This window comes from Psychroserpens sp. BH13MA-6 (assembly GCF_052983595.1).
This window is the reverse complement of record NZ_JBRJGE010000005.1, coordinates 77,829-103,540: the sequence shown is the minus strand read 5'-3', so window position 1 is coordinate 103,540 and position 25,712 is coordinate 77,829. Positions and strand designations below refer to the sequence as shown.

The 25,712-nt window shown below is 37.4% G+C and carries 22 protein-coding genes; 8 read left to right on the top strand and 14 right to left on the bottom strand.

The annotated features are described in order from the left end of the window. Positions 1–55 precede the first annotated feature (55 nt). The 3 genes from ACU8DI_RS11725 to ACU8DI_RS11715 are packed head-to-tail and all read left to right on the top strand — an operon-like array spanning position 56 to position 2,554. Entirely contained in the window at positions 56–1,114 is a 1,059-nt protein-coding gene (locus ACU8DI_RS11725) for a 3-oxoacyl-ACP synthase III family protein (protein WP_447112973.1), read from the top strand. 2 nt (positions 1,115–1,116) lie between these two features. Continuing rightward, positions 1,117–1,653 (top strand): methyltransferase, encoded by a 537-nt coding sequence (locus ACU8DI_RS11720; RefSeq protein WP_447112972.1) that lies wholly within the window; start codon positions 1,117–1,119, stop codon positions 1,651–1,653. A 43-nt stretch (positions 1,654–1,696) separates the two neighbouring features. Beyond that, positions 1,697–2,554, top strand: coding sequence for a glycosyltransferase family 2 protein (locus ACU8DI_RS11715; protein WP_447112971.1), 858 nt, complete (start codon positions 1,697–1,699; stop codon positions 2,552–2,554). Here ACU8DI_RS11715 and ACU8DI_RS11710 read toward each other — a convergent pair. Beyond that, entirely contained in the window at positions 2,547–3,356 is an 810-nt protein-coding gene (locus ACU8DI_RS11710) for a DNA/RNA non-specific endonuclease (RefSeq protein ID WP_447112970.1), read from the bottom strand. The genes ACU8DI_RS11715 and ACU8DI_RS11710 overlap by 8 nt on opposite strands. A gap of 4 nt (positions 3,357–3,360) precedes the next feature. Continuing rightward, on the bottom strand, positions 3,361–5,052 hold the full coding sequence (gene pafA / locus ACU8DI_RS11705; protein WP_447112969.1) for an alkaline phosphatase PafA: 1,692 nt from the start codon (positions 5,050–5,052) through the stop codon (positions 3,361–3,363). Positions 5,053–5,161: 109 nt separating this feature from the next. On the opposite strand from pafA, the gene ACU8DI_RS11700 reads away from it, so the two are divergent. Further along, positions 5,162–5,899, top strand: a complete 738-nt coding sequence (locus ACU8DI_RS11700) for an MlaE family ABC transporter permease (RefSeq protein ID WP_447112968.1) — start codon at positions 5,162–5,164, stop codon at positions 5,897–5,899. Next, complete coding sequence (locus ACU8DI_RS11695; protein ID WP_447112967.1) at positions 5,899–6,666, top strand: ABC transporter ATP-binding protein; 768 nt, start codon at positions 5,899–5,901, stop codon at positions 6,664–6,666. The genes ACU8DI_RS11700 and ACU8DI_RS11695 overlap by 1 nt, the downstream gene beginning before the upstream one ends. 2 nt (positions 6,667–6,668) lie before the next feature. Here the strand turns inward: ACU8DI_RS11695 and ACU8DI_RS11690 are convergent, their stop codons facing one another. The 4 genes from ACU8DI_RS11690 to ACU8DI_RS11675 are packed head-to-tail and all read right to left on the bottom strand — an operon-like array spanning position 6,669 to position 13,846. Continuing rightward, positions 6,669–8,132, bottom strand: a complete 1,464-nt coding sequence (locus ACU8DI_RS11690; protein WP_447112966.1) for a DUF389 domain-containing protein — start codon at positions 8,130–8,132, stop codon at positions 6,669–6,671. A 2-nt stretch (positions 8,133–8,134) separates the two neighbouring features. Beyond that, positions 8,135–9,214, bottom strand: a complete 1,080-nt coding sequence (locus ACU8DI_RS11685) for a mannose-1-phosphate guanylyltransferase (RefSeq protein ID WP_447112965.1) — start codon at positions 9,212–9,214, stop codon at positions 8,135–8,137. Then, a complete protein-coding gene (locus tag ACU8DI_RS11680) occupies positions 9,207–9,815 on the bottom strand; it encodes a SprT-like domain-containing protein (RefSeq protein ID WP_447112964.1) in 609 nt (202 codons plus the stop codon). Before ACU8DI_RS11680 ends, ACU8DI_RS11685 begins: the two co-directional genes overlap by 8 nt. A 5-nt stretch (positions 9,816–9,820) precedes the next feature. Continuing rightward, entirely contained in the window at positions 9,821–13,846 is a 4,026-nt protein-coding gene (locus ACU8DI_RS11675) for an FG-GAP-like repeat-containing protein (RefSeq protein WP_447112963.1), read from the bottom strand. A gap of 145 nt (positions 13,847–13,991) precedes the next feature. Between ACU8DI_RS11675 and ACU8DI_RS11670 the strand changes: the two genes are divergently transcribed. Further along, a complete protein-coding gene (locus ACU8DI_RS11670) occupies positions 13,992–14,678 on the top strand; it encodes a DUF4919 domain-containing protein (protein ID WP_447112962.1) in 687 nt (228 codons plus the stop codon). A gap of 96 nt (positions 14,679–14,774) precedes the next feature. Here the strand turns inward: ACU8DI_RS11670 and ACU8DI_RS11665 are convergent, their stop codons facing one another. Both ACU8DI_RS11665 and ACU8DI_RS11660 read right to left on the bottom strand, forming a co-directional pair. Continuing rightward, on the bottom strand, positions 14,775–15,755 hold the full coding sequence (locus ACU8DI_RS11665) for a PLP-dependent cysteine synthase family protein (RefSeq protein ID WP_447112961.1): 981 nt from the start codon (positions 15,753–15,755) through the stop codon (positions 14,775–14,777). Positions 15,756–15,968: 213 nt separating this feature from the next. Continuing rightward, positions 15,969–17,207: an ABC transporter permease gene (locus ACU8DI_RS11660; RefSeq protein WP_447112960.1), complete on the bottom strand. Its 1,239-nt coding sequence runs from the start codon at positions 17,205–17,207 to the stop codon at positions 15,969–15,971. Between the two features lie 9 nt (positions 17,208–17,216). On the opposite strand from ACU8DI_RS11660, the gene ACU8DI_RS11655 reads away from it, so the two are divergent. After that, on the top strand, positions 17,217–18,479 hold the full coding sequence (locus tag ACU8DI_RS11655; RefSeq protein ID WP_447112959.1) for an exo-beta-N-acetylmuramidase NamZ family protein: 1,263 nt from the start codon (positions 17,217–17,219) through the stop codon (positions 18,477–18,479). Between the two features lie 19 nt (positions 18,480–18,498). Here ACU8DI_RS11655 and ACU8DI_RS11650 read toward each other — a convergent pair whose 3' ends face one another. The 4 genes from ACU8DI_RS11650 to ACU8DI_RS11635 form a co-directional block, all read right to left on the bottom strand. Continuing rightward, on the bottom strand, positions 18,499–18,897 hold the full coding sequence (locus ACU8DI_RS11650; RefSeq protein ID WP_447112958.1) for a hypothetical protein: 399 nt from the start codon (positions 18,895–18,897) through the stop codon (positions 18,499–18,501). 304 nt (positions 18,898–19,201) lie between these two features. Next, a complete protein-coding gene (locus ACU8DI_RS11645; RefSeq protein ID WP_447112957.1) occupies positions 19,202–20,041 on the bottom strand; it encodes a sterol desaturase family protein in 840 nt (279 codons plus the stop codon). Positions 20,042–20,116: 75 nt separating this feature from the next. Beyond that, positions 20,117–21,016: a hypothetical protein gene (locus ACU8DI_RS11640; protein ID WP_447112956.1), complete on the bottom strand. Its 900-nt coding sequence runs from the start codon at positions 21,014–21,016 to the stop codon at positions 20,117–20,119. A gap of 12 nt (positions 21,017–21,028) precedes the next feature. Then, a complete protein-coding gene (locus tag ACU8DI_RS11635) occupies positions 21,029–21,523 on the bottom strand; it encodes a YkgJ family cysteine cluster protein (RefSeq protein ID WP_447112955.1) in 495 nt (164 codons plus the stop codon). Positions 21,524–21,542: 19 nt separating this feature from the next. Between ACU8DI_RS11635 and ACU8DI_RS11630 the strand changes: the two genes are divergently transcribed. After that, on the top strand, positions 21,543–22,250 hold the full coding sequence (locus ACU8DI_RS11630) for a class I SAM-dependent methyltransferase (protein ID WP_447112954.1): 708 nt from the start codon (positions 21,543–21,545) through the stop codon (positions 22,248–22,250). A 4-nt stretch (positions 22,251–22,254) separates the two neighbouring features. Here ACU8DI_RS11630 and ACU8DI_RS11625 read toward each other — a convergent pair whose 3' ends face one another. After that, positions 22,255–23,889, bottom strand: a complete 1,635-nt coding sequence (locus ACU8DI_RS11625; RefSeq protein ID WP_447112953.1) for an amidohydrolase — start codon at positions 23,887–23,889, stop codon at positions 22,255–22,257. 101 nt (positions 23,890–23,990) lie between these two features. Continuing rightward, the gene (locus ACU8DI_RS11620; RefSeq protein ID WP_447112952.1) at positions 23,991–25,706 is read right to left on the bottom strand and encodes a TonB-dependent receptor; all 1,716 of its coding nucleotides are present in this window, start codon (positions 25,704–25,706) and stop codon (positions 23,991–23,993) included. Positions 25,707–25,712: the final 6 nt, after the last annotated feature.

Genomic DNA, 25,712 nt, shown 5'->3' with positions numbered 1-25,712 from the left:
TTGTTAGTATATTGCCATATTGTAGAATTTACAATTAAATGAGATTTCAGGTTTTATGAGCATAAAGATTACAGGTACTGGAAGTTATATTCCAAGTGCGATTGAAAAAAATGAAGATTTCCATCAACATGAATTTTTAAATATTGATGGTAGTAGTATCGAATCACCCAATGAAATTATTGTGGATAAGTTCAAGGCCATTACAGGTATTGTTGAACGACGTTATGCAGACCCACAACTTACCTCTTCGGACTTAGGCTTTTTAGCGGCTCAAAAAGCTATTGAAGATGCCAATATTGACCCAGAAGAGTTAGATTATATCATCTGCGCCCACAATTTTGGTGATGTTAAAGCTAATACCATTCAATCAGACCTATTGCCTTGTCTAGCTTCTAGGGTGAAGCATAGTTTGCGTATTAAGAACCCAAAATGTGTGGCCTATGATATCCTTTTTGGATGTCCAGGTTGGGTAGAAGGAGTGATCCAAGCGAAAGCATTTATTAAGTCGGGTATGGCCAAAAAATGTCTAGTGATTGGAAGTGAAACTTTATCTCGTGTGGTAGACAAGCATGATCGTGACTCTATGATTTATAGTGATGGAGCAGGCGCTACCATAGTTGAGGAAACCGATGAAAAAGGTGGTATTCTTGCGCATGAAACAGCATCATTCACCTATGATGAAGCCTATTATTTATTCTTCGGAAATTCTAACAACCAAGATCTTTGTCGTGATACACGTTATATCAAAATGCACGGTCGTAAAATCTATGAATTTGCTCTAAATAACGTGCCAGATGCCATGAAAACTTGTCTTGACAATAGTGGCGTGGATATTAAGAATGTCAAAAAAATATTGATTCATCAAGCCAATGAAAAGATGGATGAAGCCATCATTAAACGTTTCTTTAGATTATACAAAACTAAAGTTCCTGAAGGTGTCATGCCCATGAGCATTGGAAAATTAGGTAATAGTTCGGTCGCGACGGTACCTACGTTATTTGACCTGATCCGAAATAACAAATTGGATGGGCATACCATTGAAGAAGGCGATGTGATTATTTTTGCTAGTGTTGGTGCAGGTATGCATGTGAATGCGATTGTTTATCAATACTAGACATGTACGAACATACGTATCCTAATAAACGTTTTAAACTCACGCTCGAATTCTTAAAAAAGCATGTTGATACTTCGGAGTCTATCTTGGATTTGGGAGTTGAAAATCCTTTGTCTAAGATTTTATTATCTGAGGGTTATGATGTTCAGAATACTTCGGGAATAGATCTAGATATCGATACTTCAGAGTTAGCGCAGAGTGATGCCACTGTGGTTACTGCCTTCGAAATTTTTGAACATCTACTCTCTCCTTTTACTGTACTAAAAGCGATATCATCAAATAAATTAGTGGCAAGTGTTCCTTTAAAATTATGGTTTGCTTCTGCCTACAGAAGTAAAACAGATATGAGAGATCGGCATTTTCACGAATTCGAAGATTGGCAATTTGATTGGTTATTAGAGAAATCAGGTTGGAAGATTGTCGATCGTCAGAAATGGACCAATCCAACAAAAAAGATTGGATTACGTCCTATATTGAGATGGTTCACTCCTCGTTATTACGTTGTCTACGCTGAGCGAATACAAGCATCAAATTCCTAAATTAGGATCGTAAACGTTACCTTTACAATCAAAAAGATCAACCTTGGATTTCTATATCATCATTCCAGCGCACAATGAAGCAGACTTCATTAGCAACACATTAGAATCCCTGATTCATCAAAGCTTACCAGCTAAACAAATTGTGGTAGTTAATGATCATTCTACAGATACCACTAAGGCTATTGTGTCTACTTTCGCCAAAACACATGCTAACATCTCTATGGTTGATGTGCAGTCGTCAGACAAGCATTTACCAGGTGCCAAAATTATCGATGCCTTTTACAAGGGTTTTGAAACCTTAGATGAGCATTACGATGTGATCTGTAAGTTTGATGCCGATTTGATATTTCCTGAAAATTACTTGGAACAACTGGCAGAACATTTCAACGCCAATCCAAAATTAGGCATGGCAGCTGGTCAATGTTATATTGAAAAAGATAAGGTTTGGGTCTTAGAAAACCTCACGCGTGACGATCACATTAGAGGCGCATTAAAAGCCTACCGCAAACCCTGTTTTTTAGAGATTGGAAAACTTAAAAGATCCATGGGTTGGGACACGATTGACGAACTATTAGCCAACTACTATCATTGGGAAATATTGGTAGATCCTTCGCTACACGTCAAACACTTGAAACCAACTGGTAAAAGTTATAATAAGGCTTCAAAATATTTACAAGGTGAAGCCATGTACAAAATGCGCTATGGTTTGCTTATCACGCTCATTTCAGCCTTAAAACTTTCATATAAAAAGAAAAGTCTCGGATTATTTAAAGATTACATGCTGGGATATTTTAAGGCACAGAATAAAGGGATAGAACCACTCGTCACCAAAGAGCAAGGGCAATTTATACGGCGACTGAGATGGCAAGGAATTTCAAAAAAGTTTAAGTTCTTCAATTAAAACTCCAATCCTTATAAGAATTTGACGCCTCCAATCGTGTCTCTAAACTATCTTCTAACTCAGGAAAAAAATCAATTCCGGTTAGGGCTTCAACCTCATCAACAGACACCACAAATTCGTATAAGGGTTTTGTAGAAGCTTCGTGCGGCATCAGAAATGCGATCATTTTCGTCCCTCCGGAATTGTAATCAATCAGTACTTTATAAAATTGATTCGGAACTGCTACCTGCTCCTCTCCTATGGTCGACATGTCTCCTTTCAATATACCACCAGTCACCACAAAAACACCGTCATACTTCGCAGCCCAGTATCTTACCTTCTGTTCCAGTGTATTCCAAATACCAGAATTAAAATCGTGTTCCTGCGGACTAATATTGCTGGTCAAAAATGTTTCATCATGTGCTTCTCGACTGTAGCGCCTATCTCCTGCAGGACATAAATGACCACGATCATAACCAGACTGCTTGTAGTTTCGCCAATGTGCGGCACCAGTTTTGACAGCCTTATCAATTTCAAAATAAGGTCGCTTGAAATTGGTATTGGACAGATGCCTTTTCTTTAATTCATAAGCTACCCATTCCGCTTGTTCATGTGATTCTGAATAGGATAAAGAATACCCTTCATGATGAATGACTTGACCTGTGGTACTTGTCGGTAAAAAGTAGTCATTGGTATCCTTTTTAGTGGTTTCACCTTGCTCAATTATGGCCGTTTGTTCCTTCTCAATTAAGAAATGCTCATAACCATAAACGCCAACAACAATGATCACAGCGATTAAAGCATACCAATTTCGTTTACTCATTATTTTAATCTATTACGTAATCTAAAGGTTGGCCAGTAGATCCATTTGGAAAACTAATTCCTAAGAGTGCGGACAAGGTTGGTGCGATGTCTGAAATAACCGTTTTCTTTAACGTGTCTCCTTTACGAATACCTTTTCCGTAAAATATTAATGGCACATGTGTATCATAATTTAAGCCACTTCCGTGGGTAGAGCCTGTCCTTCCGTAAGGAATATAGGCAATATCTGAGACCATAATAACATCGCCTGAACGTTTTTGGTTAAAACCGTTCTGTAATAACGATTCTATTCCAGTCGTAAAATTTGTCGTAGACATCGTATGCGCTGAATACACTTTAGAAACGTGATCATAGCCAATGAGTTCTGTCACTAACTGCTCTTGTACTGTAAGTATATCAAGGCCTAAACTGTCTATCAGTTGTCGATTTAAAAACAATTGATCGTTACTGATATTTTCGACTAAGCGTTGGTCGTTATATTTCGTAGTCATAAAATCATTTAACGCTTCTCGAGTTTGTGAAAAATTTAAATAGCCAGCAGGTATTTTAACGCTCTGTAAATACGAGGGTACATCTACAGCACCATGATCTGCTGTTAAGAAAACGGTGTATTCTCCTGCACCTACAGTCGTATCTAAATAATTCAAGAATCTTTCTAAGTCTTTATCCAAACGAATGTAAGTATCTTCAATCTCCTTGGAATTAACACCAAAATTATGACCTACATAATCGGTACTTGAATAACTAACGGTCAACACATCTGTGGTGCCATCTTTACCTAAATCTTCACCAACAATAGCTGCCATCGCAAAATCGGTTGTAAGGCTATTTCCATAGGGTGTCGCTTTTAAAATATCAAATCCGCGATTGTCATCTTTCAAAGTTGCCAAATCGTATGGAAACGTTGCAGTCTCCTTCCCTCGGAAACCGCCTTCGAAACTATTTTCATCTGAACCACTTTCGGTGTAAGTTGCGATGTCATATAAGGTATTCCAAGGTTTCAAATAAGATTCAGCCGTTTCCGACGCATTAAAATCTGTGACCCATTTTGGTAATTTACTCGTATAAAAAGTACTCGTAATCCAAACACCTTCATCTTGACCGTGAAACCAATAGGCTGCGTTTGCAGTATGTCCCGCAGGAAGTATCGCACCTCGATCTTTTAAGGAAATACCTATGGTCTTCCCTTGCATTTGTGTGAATAGTCTATTTTCATCGGCAAAAGTCGTAGTGAGTAGTCGATGAGGTGACATTTGTCCGGCGTTATTCGTCGTACCTACAGATTGCACAGATTCGTCTCCTGCGCAATACACCATTTCCTTCGTAGTTTTATCATACCAGTTGTTTCCAATAATGCCATGGTATTTCGGTGTTGTTCCTGTGTAAACTGAAGCATGACCAGGACCTGTATAAGTGGGTACATAATTAAAGTGATTGTTCTTACAATTAAAGCCATCTTTTATGAGTCGTTTAAAACCTCCCTCTCCAAACTTATGATAAAAACGGGTCAAATAATCGTATCGCATTTGATCTACAACAATGCCAACCACCAGTTTTGGTCGATCATTCATATAGCGATCATTCATCAACTCACTTTGATTGACTGGATGAGACATAACCTCTACAGATGCTTTTTGAGATTGACAGGATGTCATTGAAAATAGGGCGACGCAGCAGATAAAAAAGTGCTTAAACATGAGATTTATATTTTGAATATCAAAAATACAGATTTTAGTTCAGCATCTTTTAAACTTAAGGTTAAATAAGTCTTTGTATTTTTTTACTTTTACCATAACAAATTTGACTATGCAATACCTTCATAATATTGGCGCTTATTTTATAATGATTGCCGAAATGTTCCGCAAACCGACTAAATGGTCAGTTATGCGAACCCTTATCTTAAAAGATATTGACGACTTAATTATAGGGTCTTTAGGTATTGTTGCCTTTATTTCATTTTTTGTTGGAGGTGTGGTTACCATACAGACAGCACTTAATATTAGCAATCCGCTCATTCCTAAATATCTCGTAGGCTTTGCCACTAGGCAATCTGTCATTCTAGAATTTGCTCCTACTTTTATTTCCATTATTATGGCAGGTAAAGTAGGCTCATTTATCACATCAAGTATCGGTACCATGCGTGTTACTGAACAAATTGACGCTTTAGAAGTGATGGGAATCAATAGTCTGAACTACTTAGTTTTTCCAAAATTTATCGCCTTGATGTTATACCCATTTGTCATCTCTATTGCTATGTTTTTAGGAATCCTAGGAGGAATGGCTGCGGCTGTTTATGGTGGCTTTGGTACTTTAGAGGATTTTATCACTGGTGTTCAAGAGGATTTTATTCCCTTTCATATCATCTATGCGTTTATTAAGACCTTTGTGTTCGCTTTTGTATTAGCTACTATCCCTTCATTTTATGGTTATTACATGAAAGGCGGCGCCCTTGAAGTAGGAAAAGCGAGTACGACGTCGTTTGTTTGGACGAGTGTGGTCATCATCCTGTTGAACTATATTTTAACCCAACTGTTATTAAGCTGATGATTGAAGTAAAAGACATCCATAAATCTTTTGGAGATGCTCATATATTGAAAGGCATATCGACCTCCTTTGAAAAAGGTAAGACGAGTTTAGTGATTGGTCAAAGTGGTTCGGGTAAAACCGTATTCCTCAAATGTATGTTGGGTTTATTTTCTCCGGAACAAGGATCTATCGCCTACGATGGCAAAGTGTATGCTGAACTCACTGATGATCAAAAACGGAATCTTAGAGCGGAAATGGGAATGGTATTTCAAGGAAGTGCGCTATTCGATTCTATGACTATTTTGGAGAATGTCATGTTTCCTTTACGCATGTTCACGAAACAGAGTAAAAGTGAAATGGAAGATCGTGCAGATTTTGTCCTAAAAAGGGTGAATCTCGAAGGTGCTCATCACAAAATGCCAAGTGAAGCTTCTGGTGGCATGCAAAAACGAGTAGCTATCGCTAGAGCTATTGTTAATAACCCGAAATACTTATTTTGTGACGAACCCAACTCTGGATTGGATCCAAAAACAGCTATGGTTATCGATAATTTGATTCAGGAAATTACCGATGAGTACAATATCACTACGGTTATCAATTCACATGACATGAACTCCGTTATGGAGATTGGTGAAAAAATAGTGTTCCTAAAGGATGGCCTTAAAGCGTGGGAAGGCTCTAATAAAACTATATTTAAAACCGATAATGAAGCGGTCACCAATTTTGTGTATTCTTCTGAACTCTTTAAAAAGGTGCGTAAGATGTATCTTGATGAAAATGACTAGTCTTAATTAACCACCAAGGTATCCAGTTTTAATTTTTCCTTAAACCAGACTCGTAGTTTCTTCAAATCCTTTTCCTTTTGTTGTGGCGTGGTTAAAGAATCTATCCATTTAAATGAAAAAATAGCTAAAGTATCTAGTTTATCGAAATCGGATGTGATTTGCTTAGCGTAAGACACCGACTTCAGATTCTCATAGTTGATTTTTGCTTCTTTTACTAAATTTTCAAACGGAATCTGATCGCGCTCCAATGGTAGTAATTTAGAAACTCTATTCTCTAAAAATGCTATTTTCTGAGTTTGAGATAGTAAATCAATAGAATCACGAGTTCTTAATTCTTCCATGTACTCCAAATTATTAATCGCTCGATTCTTTACTTGATTCACGTATAGCTTGGCCTTTGTAAGGGCTGAATAATTTTCAAATCGCGATTCAAGCAAACGCTTTGTTTCTTCATTAATTTCATCATTACCGAAAGGAATGATCTCAATAAAGGAATTGCCATCGGGATCATAGTTAATACTGGCATTTTTCTGAATATAACCAGCATTCGGCAACGCTTTTAACTCATTTTCAACATAGGCTTTTGCAGCAATCTCAAAGCGACTTTGCTTTAAAACGTCCACAAAGGTGAATCCTGCAGGAATCATAACGATTACTGCAATCAATGATGCCAGTCTTGCAATTCTTTTACGTTTTTTAGAATTGGCATACTTCAACATCGGGAATCTTAACACCTTCAGTACTAAAAATGTGGCTAAGGCAATGAAAATAGTATTGATGGTAAATAAATACATGGCTTGTCCAAAATACACCCAATTGGCTTTAGCTAAACCATAGCCTGCCGTACAAAGTGGTGGCATTAACGCGGTTGCAATAGCGACTCCAAAAATAACCGACGCAATAGTGCCTCTTTTAGTTCTGGCGATGATCAATGCTAAACCACCAAAAAAGGCAATAAGCACATCACGAATATCGGGTTTAACGCGTCCTAGAAGTTCTGACGTGTCCTCACTTAAAGGAAAAAATCGGAAGAACAAAAATGCGGTTAACAAACTCAAAACAATCATGATTGCTAGATTGATCAAGGATCGTTTTAGTGTATCAATATCATTAATCGCTATGGAAAGTCCCACACCCAAAATTGGTCCCATAAGTGGAGAAATCAACATGGCACCGATTACAACAGCCGTAGAATTAGCGTTCAAACCGATGGATGCCACAAATATAGAACATACTAAAATCCAAGCGGTAGCGCCTTTGAACGGAATGTCATTCTTAATGGCATCCATCGTAGCATCTCGATCGGTATCATCTCTAAAATCTAAGAGCTCAGTTAAAAAACGCTTGATACTGTGCCAAAGGCCTTCTGCATCTTTTCGAACTGCTTCCTTTGATTCTTCTACAGCTTTTTCCTTATTGATTTGAGCTTCCTCTTCGGAAAAATTAAATTTATGTTCGTCACTCATAATTACCCGTAATGTTCCCCAAACTTGTCTTTGACACTTTGCAGGACTTTTTTAATATCTTGTTCTTTAGCTTTTGGAAAGATAAGTAAAACTTCGTCTTTATCAACGATAATGTAGTCTTGCAAACCATCCACCACAACTACTTTATTATTGGATGTACGAATCATATTACCAGAAGCATCTTCAGTTAAAGTTTTTGCATTGACCACGGCATTGCTATTTTGATCCTTGTCTAGTTTGTCATAGAGACTTCCCCAGGTTCCCAAATCATTCCAATCGAAGGTTGCGGGAATCACATAGACGTTTTCAGAATGCTCCATCAGTGCATAATCCACAGAAATGTTCTCAGCCTTTCCATAATGCTCTTTAATAAAAGCGTCTTCAGATGGTGTATTATAGGTGTCATAACCCGATTGAAATAATTGAAACAAGCTTGGTTGATTTCTTTTAAAGGACGCTAAAACACTTTTTACACGCCACATAAAAATTCCTGCGTTCCATAAAAAATTACCTTGAGCAATAAATTCCTTTGCTGTTTCATAATCAGGTTTTTCCCGAAATCGATTAACCTTTCTTATTTGAGTGTCTTTAGTTTTATCAAATTCGATGTAACCATAACCAGTATTTGGAAATGTTGGTTGAATCCCTAAAGTCATTAAAGCATCATTGTTTTCGCAAAAATCAAATGCTTGTTGTACATCCTGAGTAAAGGCTTTTTCATCTTCTATCCAATGATCGCTTGGCGCCACTATCATGACCGCATCTTGATTTTCCTTTTGTATTTTCAATGAAGCATAGAGAATACATGGCGCCGTATTGCGCATATCAGGTTCCAAAACCACTTGTCGTTGGGTCACCTCAGGCAATTGTTCAAAGACGAGATCGTTATAGCGCTCATTCGTCAAAATAAAAATATTCTCTTTTGGAATTAATTGAGCAAGCCTTTTGAAGGTCTTCTGAATCAATGTATCACCGGTTCCGAGCATGTCATGGAATTGCTTGGGAAAATCCTGTGTACTTACAGGCCAAAATCTTGATCCCACACCTCCTGCCATCAATATGGCATAATAATTTTTATTCATAGTCATCAGTTACTAATTCTACCTCAGCGTTGGGATTGAACAGATACAAGCGACCTGTCTTTATCTCAATGCATTCATAGCGTTTTACCCGTTTCTCACCTCTTTTAAACATTCTACCATTGTAGAGTTTGAAAGTGTGCCCTAAAGGCACTTCAAATATATAGGTTTTATCATTGGGTTCATCAAATTGTTTTAACGCGTAGGCTAACTTGGTGTCTGTATCACTGGAGGCTTTTGGATTTTTAAAATGATTTGCCAAAAGTGGCAATAGATCATACGGAAAAATATCAGGGCTTAAAAATGGTAGCATCAAGCGTTGAAAAGTCAATTTCCATTCTTGTCCATGTGGTTTTATGGATCGACCGTAGGATTTATAAGCTTCAAAATGCGCAATTTCATGAACTAAGGTGATCAAAAACCGATAACTATTCAGGTTAGAATTTACCGTTATTTGATGCTTACCACTGGGTAAACGTTTGTAATCGCCATGTCTTGTTTTTCGTTCGTTCTTAACCTTAACTATTAAATTATCGTGATCTAAAAGCTGTAATAATTTTGGAACAGCATGTTCAGGAATGTATTGAATAAGGGCTTCTTCCATCACTATTAGTTCTGAATAATAAGCATTTTAGAATTCCCATCAACACTCAGCATATATAATCCTGCAGCTGTGTTTACTGGGATGGTTAACTTACTTACACCACCAAACTGATTAAATTCTTTAGTTAATACGTTGACAGGTCGGCCTCTTATATCGAATATCTCTATGCGATTCTCTTGGGTGGTTTGTGTGATATACACAACATTATTCGTTACTGGATTTGGATAAATGATCTGCTCTAATTCTGATGCAATAGGTATCACACCATTAAAATAAGGCACTGCAAAATCAAAAGCATCATTGCCTACTTTTTCACCTATCAATCTTCCAGGAATATCATCTGCAGGCGGATGAATACCTCCCCAAATTCTTGATAAACTCGTTTGATCAGAGGCATCTCTATACGTTGCCCATTGTAATTTCACATCAACGGAAGGACCATCCTCAAAAACCAAAAACTCATTTTGTTTGGCAGTAAACTCACCCAAACCTCCAGGAAAAAAAGGACTACCAGTCAAGCGTGTTAATACTTCCGAAGCTGCCCTAGAAAACGTGGAGTGTCCAGAAACATAACCAGCAAATGGAGGCGTTACAAATGTTGGTCGTTGATACGGCCACCAATTTTCAGCAAGAATCCACCCTACGCCAGCCACATCAGTCGATTCATCCTCGATATAATCTGGTCCTTTCCAAGTAAACAATTTAATTTTTCCCACATTGCTATCATCAGGACCACTCAATGGGTCACCAGATAAGACCGTTTCAATAAATCCTTCTACTAACGGGATTCCTCCAATATGGTAATTATCCATCTCCTGATTGGTACTTTGACCCAACAAGGCCATGTTTCTAATCGCTGAAATTGGTCGTACATAATCATACCAACCTTTAACACTCCAAGCAGAAATGGCAGCGTCGTGCATGGCACCTCCTAATATAAAGTAAGCTTTAACGTCCCATTCCAAAGCATCCAAAATAGCGCCTTCACCTTCAAACTTTTTTTCTAAAAGTGGATGGTCGTTTACATAATTTAAGATGGTAAACCAATGGCCTGGAGGTGTTTCAGAGTCTGGACCATCTGCCCAGAATTCTGCAAGTACGCGTGTGTAATCACCTCTTGGCACCATTTGAGACTCATAAGGTTGTCCGGTCACTGGATTTACAGCATGTCCTTGTCCGATATCACCACCTTCAATAAGATGGTAAAAATCAGGATAATTTTCGTAATTAGTTGGGAAGTCCGCAATATCAGTATTTCCTATTGCTCCTGGAGAAATATCCCAAAGCACATTATCGTTAGGATCTAAATGAGAACCCCAAATTGACACCATCGAAAAACCAAGTTTATAAGCATCACCCGAGGTATTACTCGCTGTCAAACTTAAATAAGGCGGATCACCAGGATCATTATAAACTTTGTAAGTATCGCCATTTCTTTGATACGAAATGCTACTTTCTTCAGGCATGGCAAATGAAAACACGTTGCCCCATTCTGGACTTAAAAATTCAATAGTGGTTCCTTCAATAAGATTCCCGCTTTGGTCGATAAATGTATCAAGGCTCAAAGGTTGCCAACGATTTGGATCATTCATTGGTGTCACTGTTGGAACACCTGGTCCTAATGGTGCATTGACAGAAGCATAATAGGCATTTCCGAAAAAGTCGAGTTCTCTAGACCCATCACTATGTCCATAATTTATAATGGTTTGAGCGACATAATTCCCTAGAGAAGCAGCATTTCCAAACTCGTATAAAATAGAGTTAACAGTGGTATCATACCCTAATTGCTCCATAACTAAATCAAACAATGCTTGAGATTCGTCTACATCTGGTGCATTTTGAAATCGGTATGACAACAAGCGGTACATCGCATAACTGATGGCTTTTTCTCGCGATGCCTCGATTGATTCTAGTGGAATAAAATCCGACAAGTCACTTGTAAAATTATGAACCGTATTACCAATCAGATATGGCTGAGCTTCATCATCATAAATGGCCCAAATATCGTACATCATCAAACTGGAATGAAATAAATTTCGAGCATGAACTGTTGGTCTAGCAAAATCATTTCTTATAGCTTCTAGAAGCACTTCGTTCCATAATCTTGCAATAGAAACATCATCAGGGATTTCGGCTGAACTCAATGCTACAGATAGCTGTTGCTCCTGACTAAAACAATTACCATTTTGTTCTCTCACACGTATGGTTCCTGTCTCATTTAATCCCCATTTTACAGTGATGGAGGATGTGTTTTGTCCGTTGATTATTTCACCGCCTTCTACTATCCAATTGGCTGTAGCACCAGCATCAATAGGATAATTATAAGTTTCGATTCTAAAAAACCCAGAACTAGTAGCTCCGGTAATTTGATTAGCTTCCAAATAGGTACACGATCCATCATCAATCGTGGCCTCTGGATTATAGGTACAAGAAAAAGGATCTAAACAGCCATAAATTTTCTGGCTTGGTAGAATATCCATGATCGTTATGCCATTTCCTTCTATGACTTTAACGGTTGAATCGGCATCCAAATCTTGGTAAGTTTCCACCAGTCCTGAAGGCCATTTAATTTCTAGTTCTTGAATTTGTACGTCTTGATCCAATCCAAAATGTACGGGTTGCAGACTCTGTGAAAGAAATCCAACGCCTGTATAATACCTTTTAAATATTCCTGAATTAGTGGTGAGCGTCACCGTACTTCCTATGGCATTTCTGTTAGACACCGTTCCTTCCAACAGCACCTTAAACCAATGCAAGGTATTTGTTTCATCAAAATTTAAGAGTTTGTTTTCATAAAAAATCGAAGGCTGGTCGGCATTGGTTACGTAGATATCCAAATCACCATCATTATCATAATCCCAATCAACGGCTTCCACACTCACGGTTAAGGCGTCAAAACCTATAGTTTCAGAAATATTCTCAAAACCCGTTACTCCTTGAGCCGACAAATTGCGGTAATAGACATTGTTTTCAGTGCTTCGATTTTCAAACTCATAACCATTGACAATAATTAAATCCTCATCACCATCCAAATCGAAATCGGCGAATCGCGTTCCCCAAGCCCAACCACTTTCAGTTAAATTATTGGCAGCCGTAGCATCCACAAAATTATTTGACCCATCATTCTCTAATAGGCGGTTTTCATCAATACCCGTAATAAACATATCGAAATCGCCATCAAGATTAAAATCACTGATAGCAATCCCCATATCATCCATCATGTTATCCAATCCGAATAATGACGCTTGCTCTTGAAAAGAAGCGCCATTTTGATTGACAAATAAACTATTGGGCTCATTGAAATCATTAGACACATACAAATCCATCCAACCATCGTTATTGATATCGAAAGGCACAGCAGTATAACTCGCTAAACCATTAGTGTCTTGCATATTCGTTGGAACGGTCACATTTATGAATGTGCCATTTCCATTATTTCTGTACAAGGAATTGGAATCACATTCGTCCCAATCGCTGACATAAATATCCAGAAAACCATCGTTATCGTAATCAAACCAAGTAGCACCAGTATGTCGACACTCACTGATAGCTTGAAGTCCAGCACCTTCAGTCACTTCTGTAAATATGCCATTTTGATTGATGAACAGTTGTAGTTTTTTGGAATGAGTAAAAAGAATATCTGGGAAACCATCGTTGTTGTAATCACCCCAAGACACACCATGCTTAAAACCTTTGAGTCCAAAAAAGTCTTCTGCCAAACTATCAAAAGGTAATAAATTGGTTAAGCCTACTTCTTGGGTCACATCTGTAAACGTCCCGTTATTGTTGTTTTTGAATAATTTACTCTGAGTCGATTCATCATTCTCTAAATCTTGGGCCAGCGCTACGACAAAAATGTCTAAATCGAGATCATTATCAAAATCAGCAACAGCCACACCATTATTGTTTTGTAATATTTCTAGGCCTGATGCCACCTGCACTTCCTCAAAAATTTGAGCATTAGTTGCTTGTATACTTATTAAAAAGCACCATAGTATGATACTTCTAAAGAGCTGATAAAGTCGTCTCACATTCACTTTGACAATTTTCGATAAAGATAGGAAATCAAGGACAATTTTTCAGATGAAAAAAAAGACTTAAAACATTTAACTATTGTGGCATTTACGAGCTCGATGAAATATTTACTATATTTAAAATCAACAAACTTCATCAATTATGAAAACAACCTACTTCCTACTCTTCATGTTATGCTTTCAATTTTTGGCTGTTGGTCAAGACTGGGATTTTGAAAAACCAAATTACAAAACAATTGAAAAGAACATCGAAGATGAAGCATCCAATCTGTTTTATCCGAATCTCATGAAACGTTTTAAGGCGGCAGATTCTACGATGACTTTGGAAGAAAAAAGACATTTATATTACGGCTATTCTTTTCAAAAAGACTATTCACCGTATTCACATTCTGATTATGAAGATAGCCTCAGAGCAGTATTACAAAAAGATAAATTGGAGTCTGTTGATTTCGAGAACATTCAAAAATTTGGAGACTCCATCCTTAGTGACAATCCATTTAATATTAGAGCGCTGAACTATCAGCTCTACGCTTTAGAAAACACAGGTGACAAAGCACTTTTTAATAAAAAAGTTATCCAACTCAACACGCTATTTGATGCACTTATAAGTTCTGGTAATGGCACAACTAAGGAAGATGCTTTTTACGTTATTGAAACCACTCATGAATACGATTTGATAAGTATTCTCGGACTCACTTTTGGAGGACAACAGAGTCTTATTGAACATTATGACTACCTCACATTGGCAGCGAATGACGCCGAAATTGAAGGTTTGTATTTTGAAATCACACCTTGTTTAAATTCATTGTCACGCATGTTTGAAGATTAAAAGATCCTAACAAACGTTGCTCAGCATTTCAAAATACCATACAAAAAAAGTCTCTAATTGAATTTAGAGACTCTTTTCAGTTTTTCTTTGTTGCTATTAATCTATATAGCCCATTTCTCGCATCCAATCATTATTGAACATTTTCCCAACATAGCGGCTACCATGATCATGGAACAACACCACGACCACATCGTCTTCATTAAAGTGTTCTTTTAACTGTAAAACACCCTTAATCGCTGCTCCTGCACTATTTCCTAAAAACATGCCTTCTTCCTTTGCTAAGAGTTGCGTATACACAGCTGCATCTTTATCAGTGACCTTTGTAAAGCCATCAATTATGGAAAAATCGACATTTTCAGGTAAAATGTCTTCGCCGATGCCTTCTGTAACATAAGGATAAATTTCATTTTGGTCGAAAATTCCTGTTTCGTGATATTTTTTAAAAACACTACCATAGGTGTCGACACCCCAAACCTTCACGTTAGGGTTTTGTTCCTTTAAATACTTCCCAACTCCAGAAATAGTACCACCTGTACCAACACCTACAATAAAATGAGTGATTTTACCATCTGTTTGTTTCCAAATCTCAGGTCCAGTACTCTCATAATGTGCTTTGGCATTGCTCGGATTATCATATTGATTGACATACCAAGAATTTGGTGTCTCCTCGCCCAACCTCTTCGACACAGAATAGTAACTTCTTGGGTCTGTAGGCTCTACGTCTGTAGGACAAACAACTACCTCGGCACCAACAGCTTTTAGAATATCCATTTTTTCTTTGGATTGCTTGTCACTCATTACGAATATACATTTATAGCCTTTAACGATGGCAGCCAACGCTAAGCCCATACCTGTATTTCCGGAAGTGCCTTCAATAATGGTTCCTCCTGGCTTTAGGCGACCGTCCGCTTCAGCATCTTCAATCATCTTAAGTGCCATGCGGTCCTTAACGGAATTTCCGGGATTAAAAGTTTCGTATTTAGATAAGACCAGACACGGTAACTCTGAGGTTAACTTATTTAGTTTTACTAAAGGCGTATTTCCTATTGTGTCTAATATGTTTTCTGCGTATTCCATAGTCGTGTCGCTATTGCGTATATCGTTTTAAACGTATGATCAAAATTCTGTGCAAAAATAGGTAAATCTAAACGTTAAGCATAAAATTTACTTAGATTTTGCGTTAAGGATGGCAATGGCATCCTCTGACCAACGGGAAGAGATATAATGGACAGCCTGACCCTTTAGAGCATGCTTGCCTAAAGGGTAACGCCCAAATAGTAAAGGTCACTGCTATTCAAATCTGATGGCCTTTACTGGTGATATTTTTGTGATGATTATGGAAGGTATCAATAGCATTAAAAAGCAAGCGATAAAAGTCCCGATGTTAAGTAAGATGACATAATCTAATCCAATATGTACCGGTATGATAGAGACGTAATATTGTTCTGGATCTGGAAATTTGAGAATACTAAACTGCTGTTGCGCAACTAACAAGGTCAAGCCAATAATATTTCCCCATAAAAGTCCCAGACCTATAAGATAGGCGGCATTATACAGAAATATTTTTCTTACACTCCAATTACTACTTCCCAGGGCTTTTAAAATCCCTATCATTTGGGCACGTTCCAGAATAAGCACTAATAAGGCTGTTATCATATTAATTCCTGCTACGATGATCATGATGGCGATAATGCCATACGTATTATTGTCAAAAATCTTAATCCATTCAAAGGTTGTAGCAAATTTATCTTCGATGTTTTGTGTGTCTAAAAAAGACGGTGTCTGAGCTCTAATCTCATCTTCCTTTTGCTCAAGCTGCGTATAATCATCAAGATAAATTTCAAAATTCCCAATATCTGTAGCTTCCCATTTGTTCATGCGTTGCACATGACTCAAATCGCCAATCATAAAGGTTTTATCGATATCATTAAATCCAGAATTAAAGATTCCGACCACTTTGAAGGTCCTTTGAAACGGAATGTCTTCAATACGTTCTTTCCCGAAAACAGTTTGAAAGCGGTCACCCACTTTAAAATTTAGGCGATTGGCGAGATAGCTGGATATCAATACCTCATTACTTAATTGACCTTCATAACTGGGTACAGTTCCGGACACCAAAAAATCTTTAACATAGGTCCAATCATAGTCTTTTCCTACCCCTTTTAGAACAATGCCTTCAAAATCAGTTTCAGTTCTAATGACCCCAAATTTTGTAGCAACTCCTTGAATGTGCTTAATACCAGTAACCGTTTTGAATTCTGGATAAAATGGTTGATCGATAGAAATAGGCGTGATAGATTCATTGGAAGCGTTGCTGTCGTAATTGGTAATAGTAATATGACCATTAAAAGCCACGACCTTTTCTCGCACTTTTTTCTGAAGTCCGAGACCAGTGGCAATGGCAATTAGCATCACAATCATACCAATAGTAATAGCTGCAATACCAATTTTTATAATTGGTGCTGAAACACTACTTTTATACGATTTACTGCCAATAATACGTTTGGCTATAAAAAACTCGTAATTCAAAATATAAATATGCGTTTATTGATGTTCAAAAATAGGGTTTTCCCAATAATTATAGTCTTAGTTTTAGTTTTGATTTCTTGTGCTCACAAAACAAAGGACGCTTCCGCACTCAATGAGCATCAATCAGAACAAACCCTAGACGAAGTTAACAGCAGTTCTAACACTACTATTGTAGTTGCTGCCAACAGAACCGATGCCTATATTCCAAAATTAAAAAACAAACGTGTTGGTGTTGTTGCGAATCAAACGAGTGTTATTTTTAAATCGAATCAAAAAGACTATGTCCACCTTGTAGATTCGCTTTTACATCGTGACGTTGACATTAAAAAGGTGTATGCGCCTGAGCATGGGTTTAGAGGAACAGCTGATGCTGGTGAAATTATAAAAGATGGTATTGACCTAAAAACCAATTTACCCATTATATCCCTTTACGGAGACCATAAAAAACCATCTTTAGAACAACTGTCTGGTTTGGATATCATGATATTTGACATACAAGATGTTGGCGCTCGCTTTTATACATATATTTCAACGCTTCACTATGTTATGGAAGCTTGTGCAGAAGCGAATCTCCCTTTACTCATTTTGGACAGACCAAATCCAAATGGTCATTATGTTGACGGTCCAATTTTAGAGCTTAAATACCAGAGTTTTGTTGGGATGCACCCAATTCCTGTAGTCCATGGCATGACGATAGGAGAATATGCAAAAATGATCAATGGAGAAGGCTGGCTAAACAACAAAGTGCAATGTGACTTAGAGGTTATAACTATGAACCACTATGCCCATAATAAATCTTATAGTTTACCCATTAAACCATCACCTAACCTACCGAACGACCAAGCCATAAACCTTTACCCAAGCTTATGCTTTTTTGAAGGCACTAATGTGAATGCAGGACGTGGAACATCCAAGCAATTTCAAATTTATGGAAGTCCCTATTTGGATAAAACTGTCTATGATTTCAAATACATACCTACGGCAAATGAAGGTTCAAAATATCCTAAAAATCAAGGAATGCTGTGTTATGGTGAAGATTTGAGCGAGCAGGATACAATGACGCAAATAAACTTAAGTTTTTTGATACGTGCTTATCAAAATACGATTGACAAAGATAAGTTCTTCAATTCCTTTTTTGTAAAACTAGCTGGAACTGAATCCTTGAAGGAACAGATTGTAACTGGCATGTCTGAAGCGGAAATAAAAAAATCTTGGCAATCAGATATAGAACAATTCAAAAAGACAAGAGAACGCTATTTGATCTACGAATAAAAATTTTAGCACATGTCCGTTAGTGGTTATTTTTAGTCACTAACAGGTTGTCGTCCATGGCTAAAAGCTGTTCGTCATTACCAATTATTTTTATGACGAAAACAATGCGCATACCTGATTGTTTCACTACAAATACATGTTTACCATTGCTTAGATTTGTAAGCGGAATAGCCGTTGTTTTCTTATGAATCGCCAGATCAATTTCACGTTTATAATCCATACTTACAGAATACACCCGTTGTATGTTCATATCACTTTTAAGGAGTAAGGTGTCTCTTGAAGCATTGAGTTTATGCTCTAAACTCTGAGCTCTTACATTGACATTTTTCTCGAGTTTCGCAAATTGATTTTGAGACTGAACTTTATGATTTAGGGAAGTTCCTAAACAAAAAATGAGCATTACAAATAGTGATCGCATATGTAAACGTTGGTTAACGTCAACAAATCTGAATTAATAGCTTATTGTAATCCCCGAACTTTAAAACTACATGGTTTTAAGAGTTGTAAAGCAAAAAAATCCATGAACGGTAAATAAAACCGAAGTATGACCAATTTATCGTTTTATCTTCATTTGTACCCAGTAATTATTGAGACTAAAGATGTGCAAACGGAAAGTCCTATTTCATACAGTATATTTAAGCGTTACGCCATGCAAATCACCCAACAAGCGTTGTCTTGTACGGTCAGATGATGCCATTAAAAAAACTTTTAGGAATCCAATATTAGTCAGTTGTATGAACTGTTGTTGGTTTTCTGTACTTATGAAATGGCTGTTTCAGAAGCACACCAATCTTGCCATTAGCCTCTTCATCTGGAAATGTATCAACACCATAAATTATGTTTTCGCGATCAAGTTCCATATACGTTCCAAAGATGCGATCCCATATTGAAAAGATATTTCCGTAGTTAGAATCCGTGTAAGGTAGCACATAATGATGATGAACTTTATGCATGTCTGGCGATACCAAAACATAGCTTAAAGCCTTATCCCATTTTTTCGGCATTTTGATATTGGCATGCGTAAATTGGGTAGCAATTAAAGATAAAGATTGATACAACATCACAATAGCAATAGGCGTTCCTATAATAAAAACACCTGCTAATGTAAAGGCAAATCTAATAATACTTTCTAGAGGGTGATGCCTATTAGCGGTTGTGGTATCCACATTGTGATCGGTGTGATGTACCAAATGTACCATCCAAAGCGGTTTGACTTTATGCTCAACAAAATGCGCAAGATAAGCACCAATAAAATCGAGCAACAAAACACCTAATAACACATATGCCCATAAGGGTAAATTAGGAATCCAATTAATAATACCAAATTGATGTTGAGACACCCAATCTGCCGTTCCTACGAGAAGGAATGCTAGACCAAAATTAACAACAATCGTCGTTAATGTAAAAAACAAATTTGGCAAGGCATGTTTCCATTTTTTATACTTAAAATTGAATAATGGCAACGTACCTTCAAGCAACCAGAACAAAGTGATTCCTCCAACCAATATTAAACTTCGATGCAAGGATGGTATTGTTTCAAAATATGTTATTATCGTTTCCACAACCTGTGATTTTAAATATTAAAGATACTAAAAATGAATGATTGAATTGCTTTATGTGAATAAGGCCTCCGTCTTCTATTTGTAAATCGTGAGAATAGCATTGGACTTCTCGAATTCGGCAACAGACACCTTGTCACGATACGCACTCGCGCTTTCTTCATCCTTTAGTAATCTATGTGCCGTGATGTATAGAAAAGCCACCATGGTCTCATTTCGCTTATCAATGGTTGCAGGATCTAATCGTTTTAATTTCCTAAGTACTTTTCTAGGGTTATTTAAAATTAATAATTGTTGAAGCTCAAGCAACTCAATTTTCTGTTGCAACATAGCTTTCTGCCCTGAATTCTCATTTTGTAATAACATGGTGGCTTCATCCAAATAGAGCTTGGCCAATCGAATCATCTCTGCTCTTGCTTTCTCATTAATGTAAATCGCCATATCCGTATATTTAGATGCCAAATAGTACGTACTGGTAAAGTTTTTGTTCGAGCTATAACTGATTAATTCTCCTTTCAAATATGAGGTATCCAGATGATAAACCCTTATCAGTTCGGTGAGGTTAATCACCTCATCATAAATTAAATTGGTGTTTAAGATATTACCGTTCACATCCATTATTTTGATCGAATCATCATTAAACTTATCAAGATACGCCTGACTTTTACCTTGCTTTATATCATCATACAAATCCTTATACATGGACTCACTCACAAGCACTGGCACAAAATGATCCCAGATTAATGGATTGAGATAAGTCGCCTTGAAAAGATCATCTTCAACAACACTGAGACCATTAGCATCATCTATAATGACTGGGTATGGTGCATATGCCGTGTCTTCCCACATCATAAAAATCATTTTATTCTGAACTAACGCCAGGCGTTTGGCGACTTCAAGTGACGTAAGCCAATCTTGCGACAGACTTACTTGAGATGCACCAATTACAAAAGTCAATATCAAGAATATGTGTTTCATAATTTCTTCAGTTTACTTATTTATTCGTCGCTTCATCTCCTCTACAATGTTAAATGCAGCAGGACAAATAGCCACATTCTTCATGGTTAAATGCGCTATTTGATGAAATTTCTTCCTATCTGTATGTGGAAACTCTCTGCAAGCTTTCGGTCTTACATCATAAATTGAACAGTAGTTATCATGACCCAAAAATGTACAAGGAACCGACTGTAAAACGTAATCATTGTCTTCATCCAATCTTAAATAAGTATCGATAAATTGCTGTTGTTTCATTTTGAAAAACTTAGCAATGCGATCGATATCCTTGGGTGTAAATAAGGGTCCTGTTGTTTTACAACAATTGGCACATTCCAAACAATCTGTACGCTGAAATTCTGAATCATGAAGTTCCTGCATAATATAATCCAATTGTTTGGGCGGTTTCTTTTTAAGCTTCGCAAAGAAAGTTTTATTTTCCTTATGCTTATCTTTGGCGAGTTCCGGAAGATGATCGATAACGTCTTGCATATAACAAAAATACTATTTTATGAAAGATCTTTTTGGAAAAGCTTTACAGGATTATTTCAACAATAATTATACCGAAGACCTTATAACATCTACCAATATTTCTGGAGAGGACGACTTACCGCTTCCTTATTTATTTAGGTCATACTCTGAAATGCCAAAACTAGAGCAAAAAGCACTTCAATTGGCAAAAGGTGAGGTACTCGACGTCGGCTGTGGATCAGGAAGCCACAGTTTATACCTTCAAGAGAAAGGTCTATCTGTGAAGGCTATTGATATTTCTGAAGGTGCTGTTCGTGTTGCTAAATCTAGAGGCGTGTTGCGAGTTGAACAGCAAAACATGCTAGAGGAAACGGATACGTTTGACACCATACTCTTACTGATGAACGGAACGGGAATCTTTCAAGAGCTTTCTGAAGTCTCTAAATATTTAATACATCTCAAATCACTTTTAAAACCTAAGGGACAAATATTAATGGATTCTTCTGATATACAGTATATGTACGAAGATGATGATGGCGGACTTTGGATAGACACGAATGCCAATTATTACGGCGAACTCGATTACTATCTGAGCTATAAAGGCGAAGATGAAGTGCCAATGAAATGGCTCTATCTGGATTTTGAAAGACTCCAACAAGCCTGTGAATCGGTTGGGTTACAATGTGAAAAAATGATGGATGGCGACCACTTTGATTATTTATCTAAAATCACCCTCTCAAAAAATTAGTTCATTATTGTTCCAATCCACCAACAAAGGTTTTTTCAACTTTGATCTGCGGGATCTTTTTTATATCGACCGTCATAATATCCTCATCAATAACAATGAAATCAGCAAACTTTCCTGGTTCTATGCTTCCTTTTTCATCCTCTTCAAAATTACTATAAGCAGCCCATATAGTCATTCCCTTCAAGGTTTCTTCTCGTGTTAAACCATTCTCCTTTTGAAAACCGTTTTCCGGATAATTTTCAAGATCCTGTCTTGCCACCGCAGCATAAAAGGTTAAAAACGGACTGACCTGTTCAACTGGAAAATCGGTGCCTAATGCAACCTTTCCGTAGGCATTCAGTAATTGTTTAAACGCATAAGCGCCTTTAATACGCTCTTTACCCAAACGTTCCTGTGCCCAATACATATCACTCGTCGCGTGCGTCGGTTGAATAGAAGGTAAAATATCATGGAATAACTCAAAATCTTCAGGTGACACCACTTGGGCATGTTCAATTCGCCAGCGTCTATCTGGTTGATCTTTTAGTAATTTGGTATAAGTCTGTAAGACCGAATGATTCGCAGAATCACCAATAGCATGGGTATTCATTTGAAATTCCGAATTCCCTATTCGTTCTGCTGATTTTTTTATGTGACTCAAGGACATGACTGGAAGACCATGAGCACTGTGCATATCCGTATATGGTTCTCGCAAGAGTGCGCCTCTTGACCCTAATGCACCATCGGCATAAAATTTGAAGGATCGCACATTCAATCGGTCGGTCTTGGTAATGCCCTTGTTTAAAAAATGGTCTAAATTGGTTGCTGTTCCAGGAACCATCATATACAGTCTAATTTTTAAATCTCCCGTCTGTTGTAAACTATCGATAAGATGAATAGTATCAATCCAAGGTGACGTAAAAATATCCGGACCTGCATCTGAAATGGTCGTTAAGCCATTTTCAAAACAAATACGCTGTGCGGTTAAGAGGGCCTCTATAAGTTGGTCCTTTTCAAAATCTGGCCAATGGTCCATCACCAATTGTTCCGCATTGTCTAATAATACGCCTGTTAGTTTCCCGTTTTTGACCTCAACTTCACCGCCTTCTATAGCACTATCAACTGTGACATTCCCTAGGTCTAATGCTGCTTGATTACAAAAAGAAGCATGACCATCAATTCGCGTTAATGCCACAGGTGTATCAGGAAATAATTTATCTAAAATGGTTTTATCAGGCATGTTTTTATCTTCCCAATCATTTTGGTCCCAACCTCTTCCTTTTATGAAAGGCATCTGATGCTTTTGCTGAAAATCCAACACCCGTTTTATCATGTCTTCAAAACTTGTAACACCTACTAAATCGACTTGTTTTTGAAGCTGTCCTAAGGTTAAGAAATGCGCATGTGCATCTATTAAACCGGGTAAAACGGTCTTACCTTTAGCATCTAGTGTGTCTGTGGTACTGTATTTTGAATGGATCTCTTTTGAAGAGCCAATAGCCAAAAATTTACCATCCTTAATCGCAAAGGCTTCAGCTTTGCTAAAATCAGGGTCTACTGTATAGATATTGGCATTATAGACAATCGTATCTACGGAGACTTTCTCTTCGGAACAAGATAATACCAAGGAAATTAGAAAGAGTAAACTAAGTTTTTTCATGATAGCAATTTAAAGCCTAAAAATACAAAAAGCATTCAATCTGATTTCAGGGACTGAATGCTTTCATCACATTAAAATGTATGTTCTTTAGAAGCGGTCAATCAAAAGTCAAATTGATAGGTCGCACCTGCGAGAAACTGAATGCCTTGAACTGGATAATTCAACCAGCGCTGGTAATCTTGATTCGCAATATTATTGGCCTTCGCAAAGGCAGATAATTGATCTGAAATTCTATAACCCACATGTGCGTTCAAATCAAAATAACTGTCTAAGGTCACCGTTGTTGGGATCGGCAATACCAGCACGCCTTCTTCTGTGATAAGATCTTTACGTTCTCCTAAGAAAAACAAATTCGCACCAGCAAACCAATTCTTGTCGATTTGATAGTCTAAGAAAGCGGAAGCCTTAATATCTGGAAGGTTCCAAGGTTCAGCTTCAAGATCGGTATCATATGCGAAATATTCTGCTTTAAGACCGAGTTTAAAATTCCTATTAATATCGACATTTAATGCGCCTGCCACAGAAAAGGTGGTCACATCGTCATAAACAACACCAAAAGAATTGCCATATTGATAATTCGTTTCAGGAGTTCCCATGATACTATTCGCCTTAAACAATGCTCTACCATTATCGGCTTGATAATGACCACTAATATCGTAGCTCATACTATTAGACAATTTACCTTTAAGTCCGACAGACGCATTATACGCTTGATCGGTTGGTCCTATAAAGAGTGTTGGAGACACAAAAGGATTCTCTTGCGCGAAATCATAATAGGAGTTTTGAATCAAGCCACCTTCAATACCACCATAAGCTATCAATATCTCATCCACTAAACGGTAACTAGCGGTAATTTTTGGATAGATAAAAAACTTACTATCGCTAGCCTCATTATCATTAAAGTAAACGATATTCAATCCTAAATTAACAGTTAGATCGTCTTGTTTCATTTGATAACTTGGTGCGATTCCGAAGTAGACATTACTATAATTTAATTCCTGCTCTGCCGCATAAAACCGATCAAAGGAGCCACCTAAATAATCGATCGTCACTTCTGTGTTAATAGCAGCATCAGTCACAGGAATATCGAACTCAGACTTTAAAATAAATCGGTTTTCTCCTGAATCCTGATCATCTCCAAATCGTCTGTACAACACACTTCCTTTATTTATTATGGCATCTTCGAAATTGATTTGTCCGCCTATATTAGCCATATAAAATGAATGGTCCACATCAAATGGATCGATACTCTGATCTGGAACACCATACCAATTGAAGGTCTGAAGTTCAAAACCACCATCTACTTTCCAAGAGTAATCTCGTAGTTTTTGACTGTAATAAGCATTAAGTCCCGTTTCTGAAAAGTTATTATCAAAATTGACACCGTCAATATCGCCTTGCGAAGAATGATGACTGAAGTAACCACCTACGCGCTCAGAGCGACTTAATTCATGATTGAGATAAACTTCACCAAGAATCGTGGTATAAGTTCCCACACCAAGTGAAGCGTAATTGTCGTATAACTTGACTGGCTTTTCTTTATCCACTGTTGCCGCTTTTCCTTTAGCAGGTGTGAAGGTTGAGGCCACTGGAATGGAAAAAATATTATACTTAATCTCTTTCTTTTGAGCGGATGTGGAGTCATTCATATTTGGCGTCTCCTTAATTTTAAACGCATCAGAAATCGTTGGTGTATATGGTTTGACAACGTTTACGGTACCTGCGTCAATCGTGTCGTTTTCACGATCCTGTGCAAAGGCTAAAATTCCGTGGAAACAGAAGAGTGTTAAGACGATATATTTGAATTTGTTTTGCATGTTTAT

What these genes read in the sequence shown, in the direction of transcription:
- ACU8DI_RS11670 (WP_447112962.1), top strand. Translation starts at nt 13,992, where the DNA reads ATGAAAACAACCTACTTCCTACTCTTCATGTTATGCTTTCAATTTTTG.
- ACU8DI_RS11700 (WP_447112968.1), top strand. Translation starts at nt 5,162, where the DNA reads ATGCAATACCTTCATAATATTGGCGCTTATTTTATAATGATTGCCGAA.
- ACU8DI_RS11630 (WP_447112954.1), top strand. Translation starts at nt 21,543, where the DNA reads ATGAAAGATCTTTTTGGAAAAGCTTTACAGGATTATTTCAACAATAAT.
- ACU8DI_RS11655 (WP_447112959.1), top strand. Translation starts at nt 17,217, where the DNA reads ATGCGTTTATTGATGTTCAAAAATAGGGTTTTCCCAATAATTATAGTC.
- ACU8DI_RS11650 (WP_447112958.1), bottom strand. Translation starts at nt 18,897, where the DNA reads ATGCGATCACTATTTGTAATGCTCATTTTTTGTTTAGGAACTTCCCTA.
- ACU8DI_RS11665 (WP_447112961.1), bottom strand. Translation starts at nt 15,755, where the DNA reads ATGGAATACGCAGAAAACATATTAGACACAATAGGAAATACGCCTTTA.
- ACU8DI_RS11720 (WP_447112972.1), top strand. Translation starts at nt 1,117, where the DNA reads ATGTACGAACATACGTATCCTAATAAACGTTTTAAACTCACGCTCGAA.
- ACU8DI_RS11680 (WP_447112964.1), bottom strand. Translation starts at nt 9,815, where the DNA reads ATGGAAGAAGCCCTTATTCAATACATTCCTGAACATGCTGTTCCAAAA.
- ACU8DI_RS11685 (WP_447112965.1), bottom strand. Translation starts at nt 9,214, where the DNA reads ATGAATAAAAATTATTATGCCATATTGATGGCAGGAGGTGTGGGATCA.
- ACU8DI_RS11695 (WP_447112967.1), top strand. Translation starts at nt 5,899, where the DNA reads ATGATTGAAGTAAAAGACATCCATAAATCTTTTGGAGATGCTCATATA.
- ACU8DI_RS11640 (WP_447112956.1), bottom strand. Translation starts at nt 21,016, where the DNA reads ATGAAACACATATTCTTGATATTGACTTTTGTAATTGGTGCATCTCAA.
- ACU8DI_RS11710 (WP_447112970.1), bottom strand. Translation starts at nt 3,356, where the DNA reads ATGAGTAAACGAAATTGGTATGCTTTAATCGCTGTGATCATTGTTGTT.
- ACU8DI_RS11620 (WP_447112952.1), bottom strand. Translation starts at nt 25,706, where the DNA reads ATGCAAAACAAATTCAAATATATCGTCTTAACACTCTTCTGTTTCCAC.
- ACU8DI_RS11725 (WP_447112973.1), top strand. Translation starts at nt 56, where the DNA reads ATGAGCATAAAGATTACAGGTACTGGAAGTTATATTCCAAGTGCGATT.
- ACU8DI_RS11635 (WP_447112955.1), bottom strand. Translation starts at nt 21,523, where the DNA reads ATGCAAGACGTTATCGATCATCTTCCGGAACTCGCCAAAGATAAGCAT.
- ACU8DI_RS11690 (WP_447112966.1), bottom strand. Translation starts at nt 8,132, where the DNA reads ATGAGTGACGAACATAAATTTAATTTTTCCGAAGAGGAAGCTCAAATC.
- ACU8DI_RS11625 (WP_447112953.1), bottom strand. Translation starts at nt 23,889, where the DNA reads ATGAAAAAACTTAGTTTACTCTTTCTAATTTCCTTGGTATTATCTTGT.
- pafA (WP_447112969.1), bottom strand. Translation starts at nt 5,052, where the DNA reads ATGTTTAAGCACTTTTTTATCTGCTGCGTCGCCCTATTTTCAATGACA.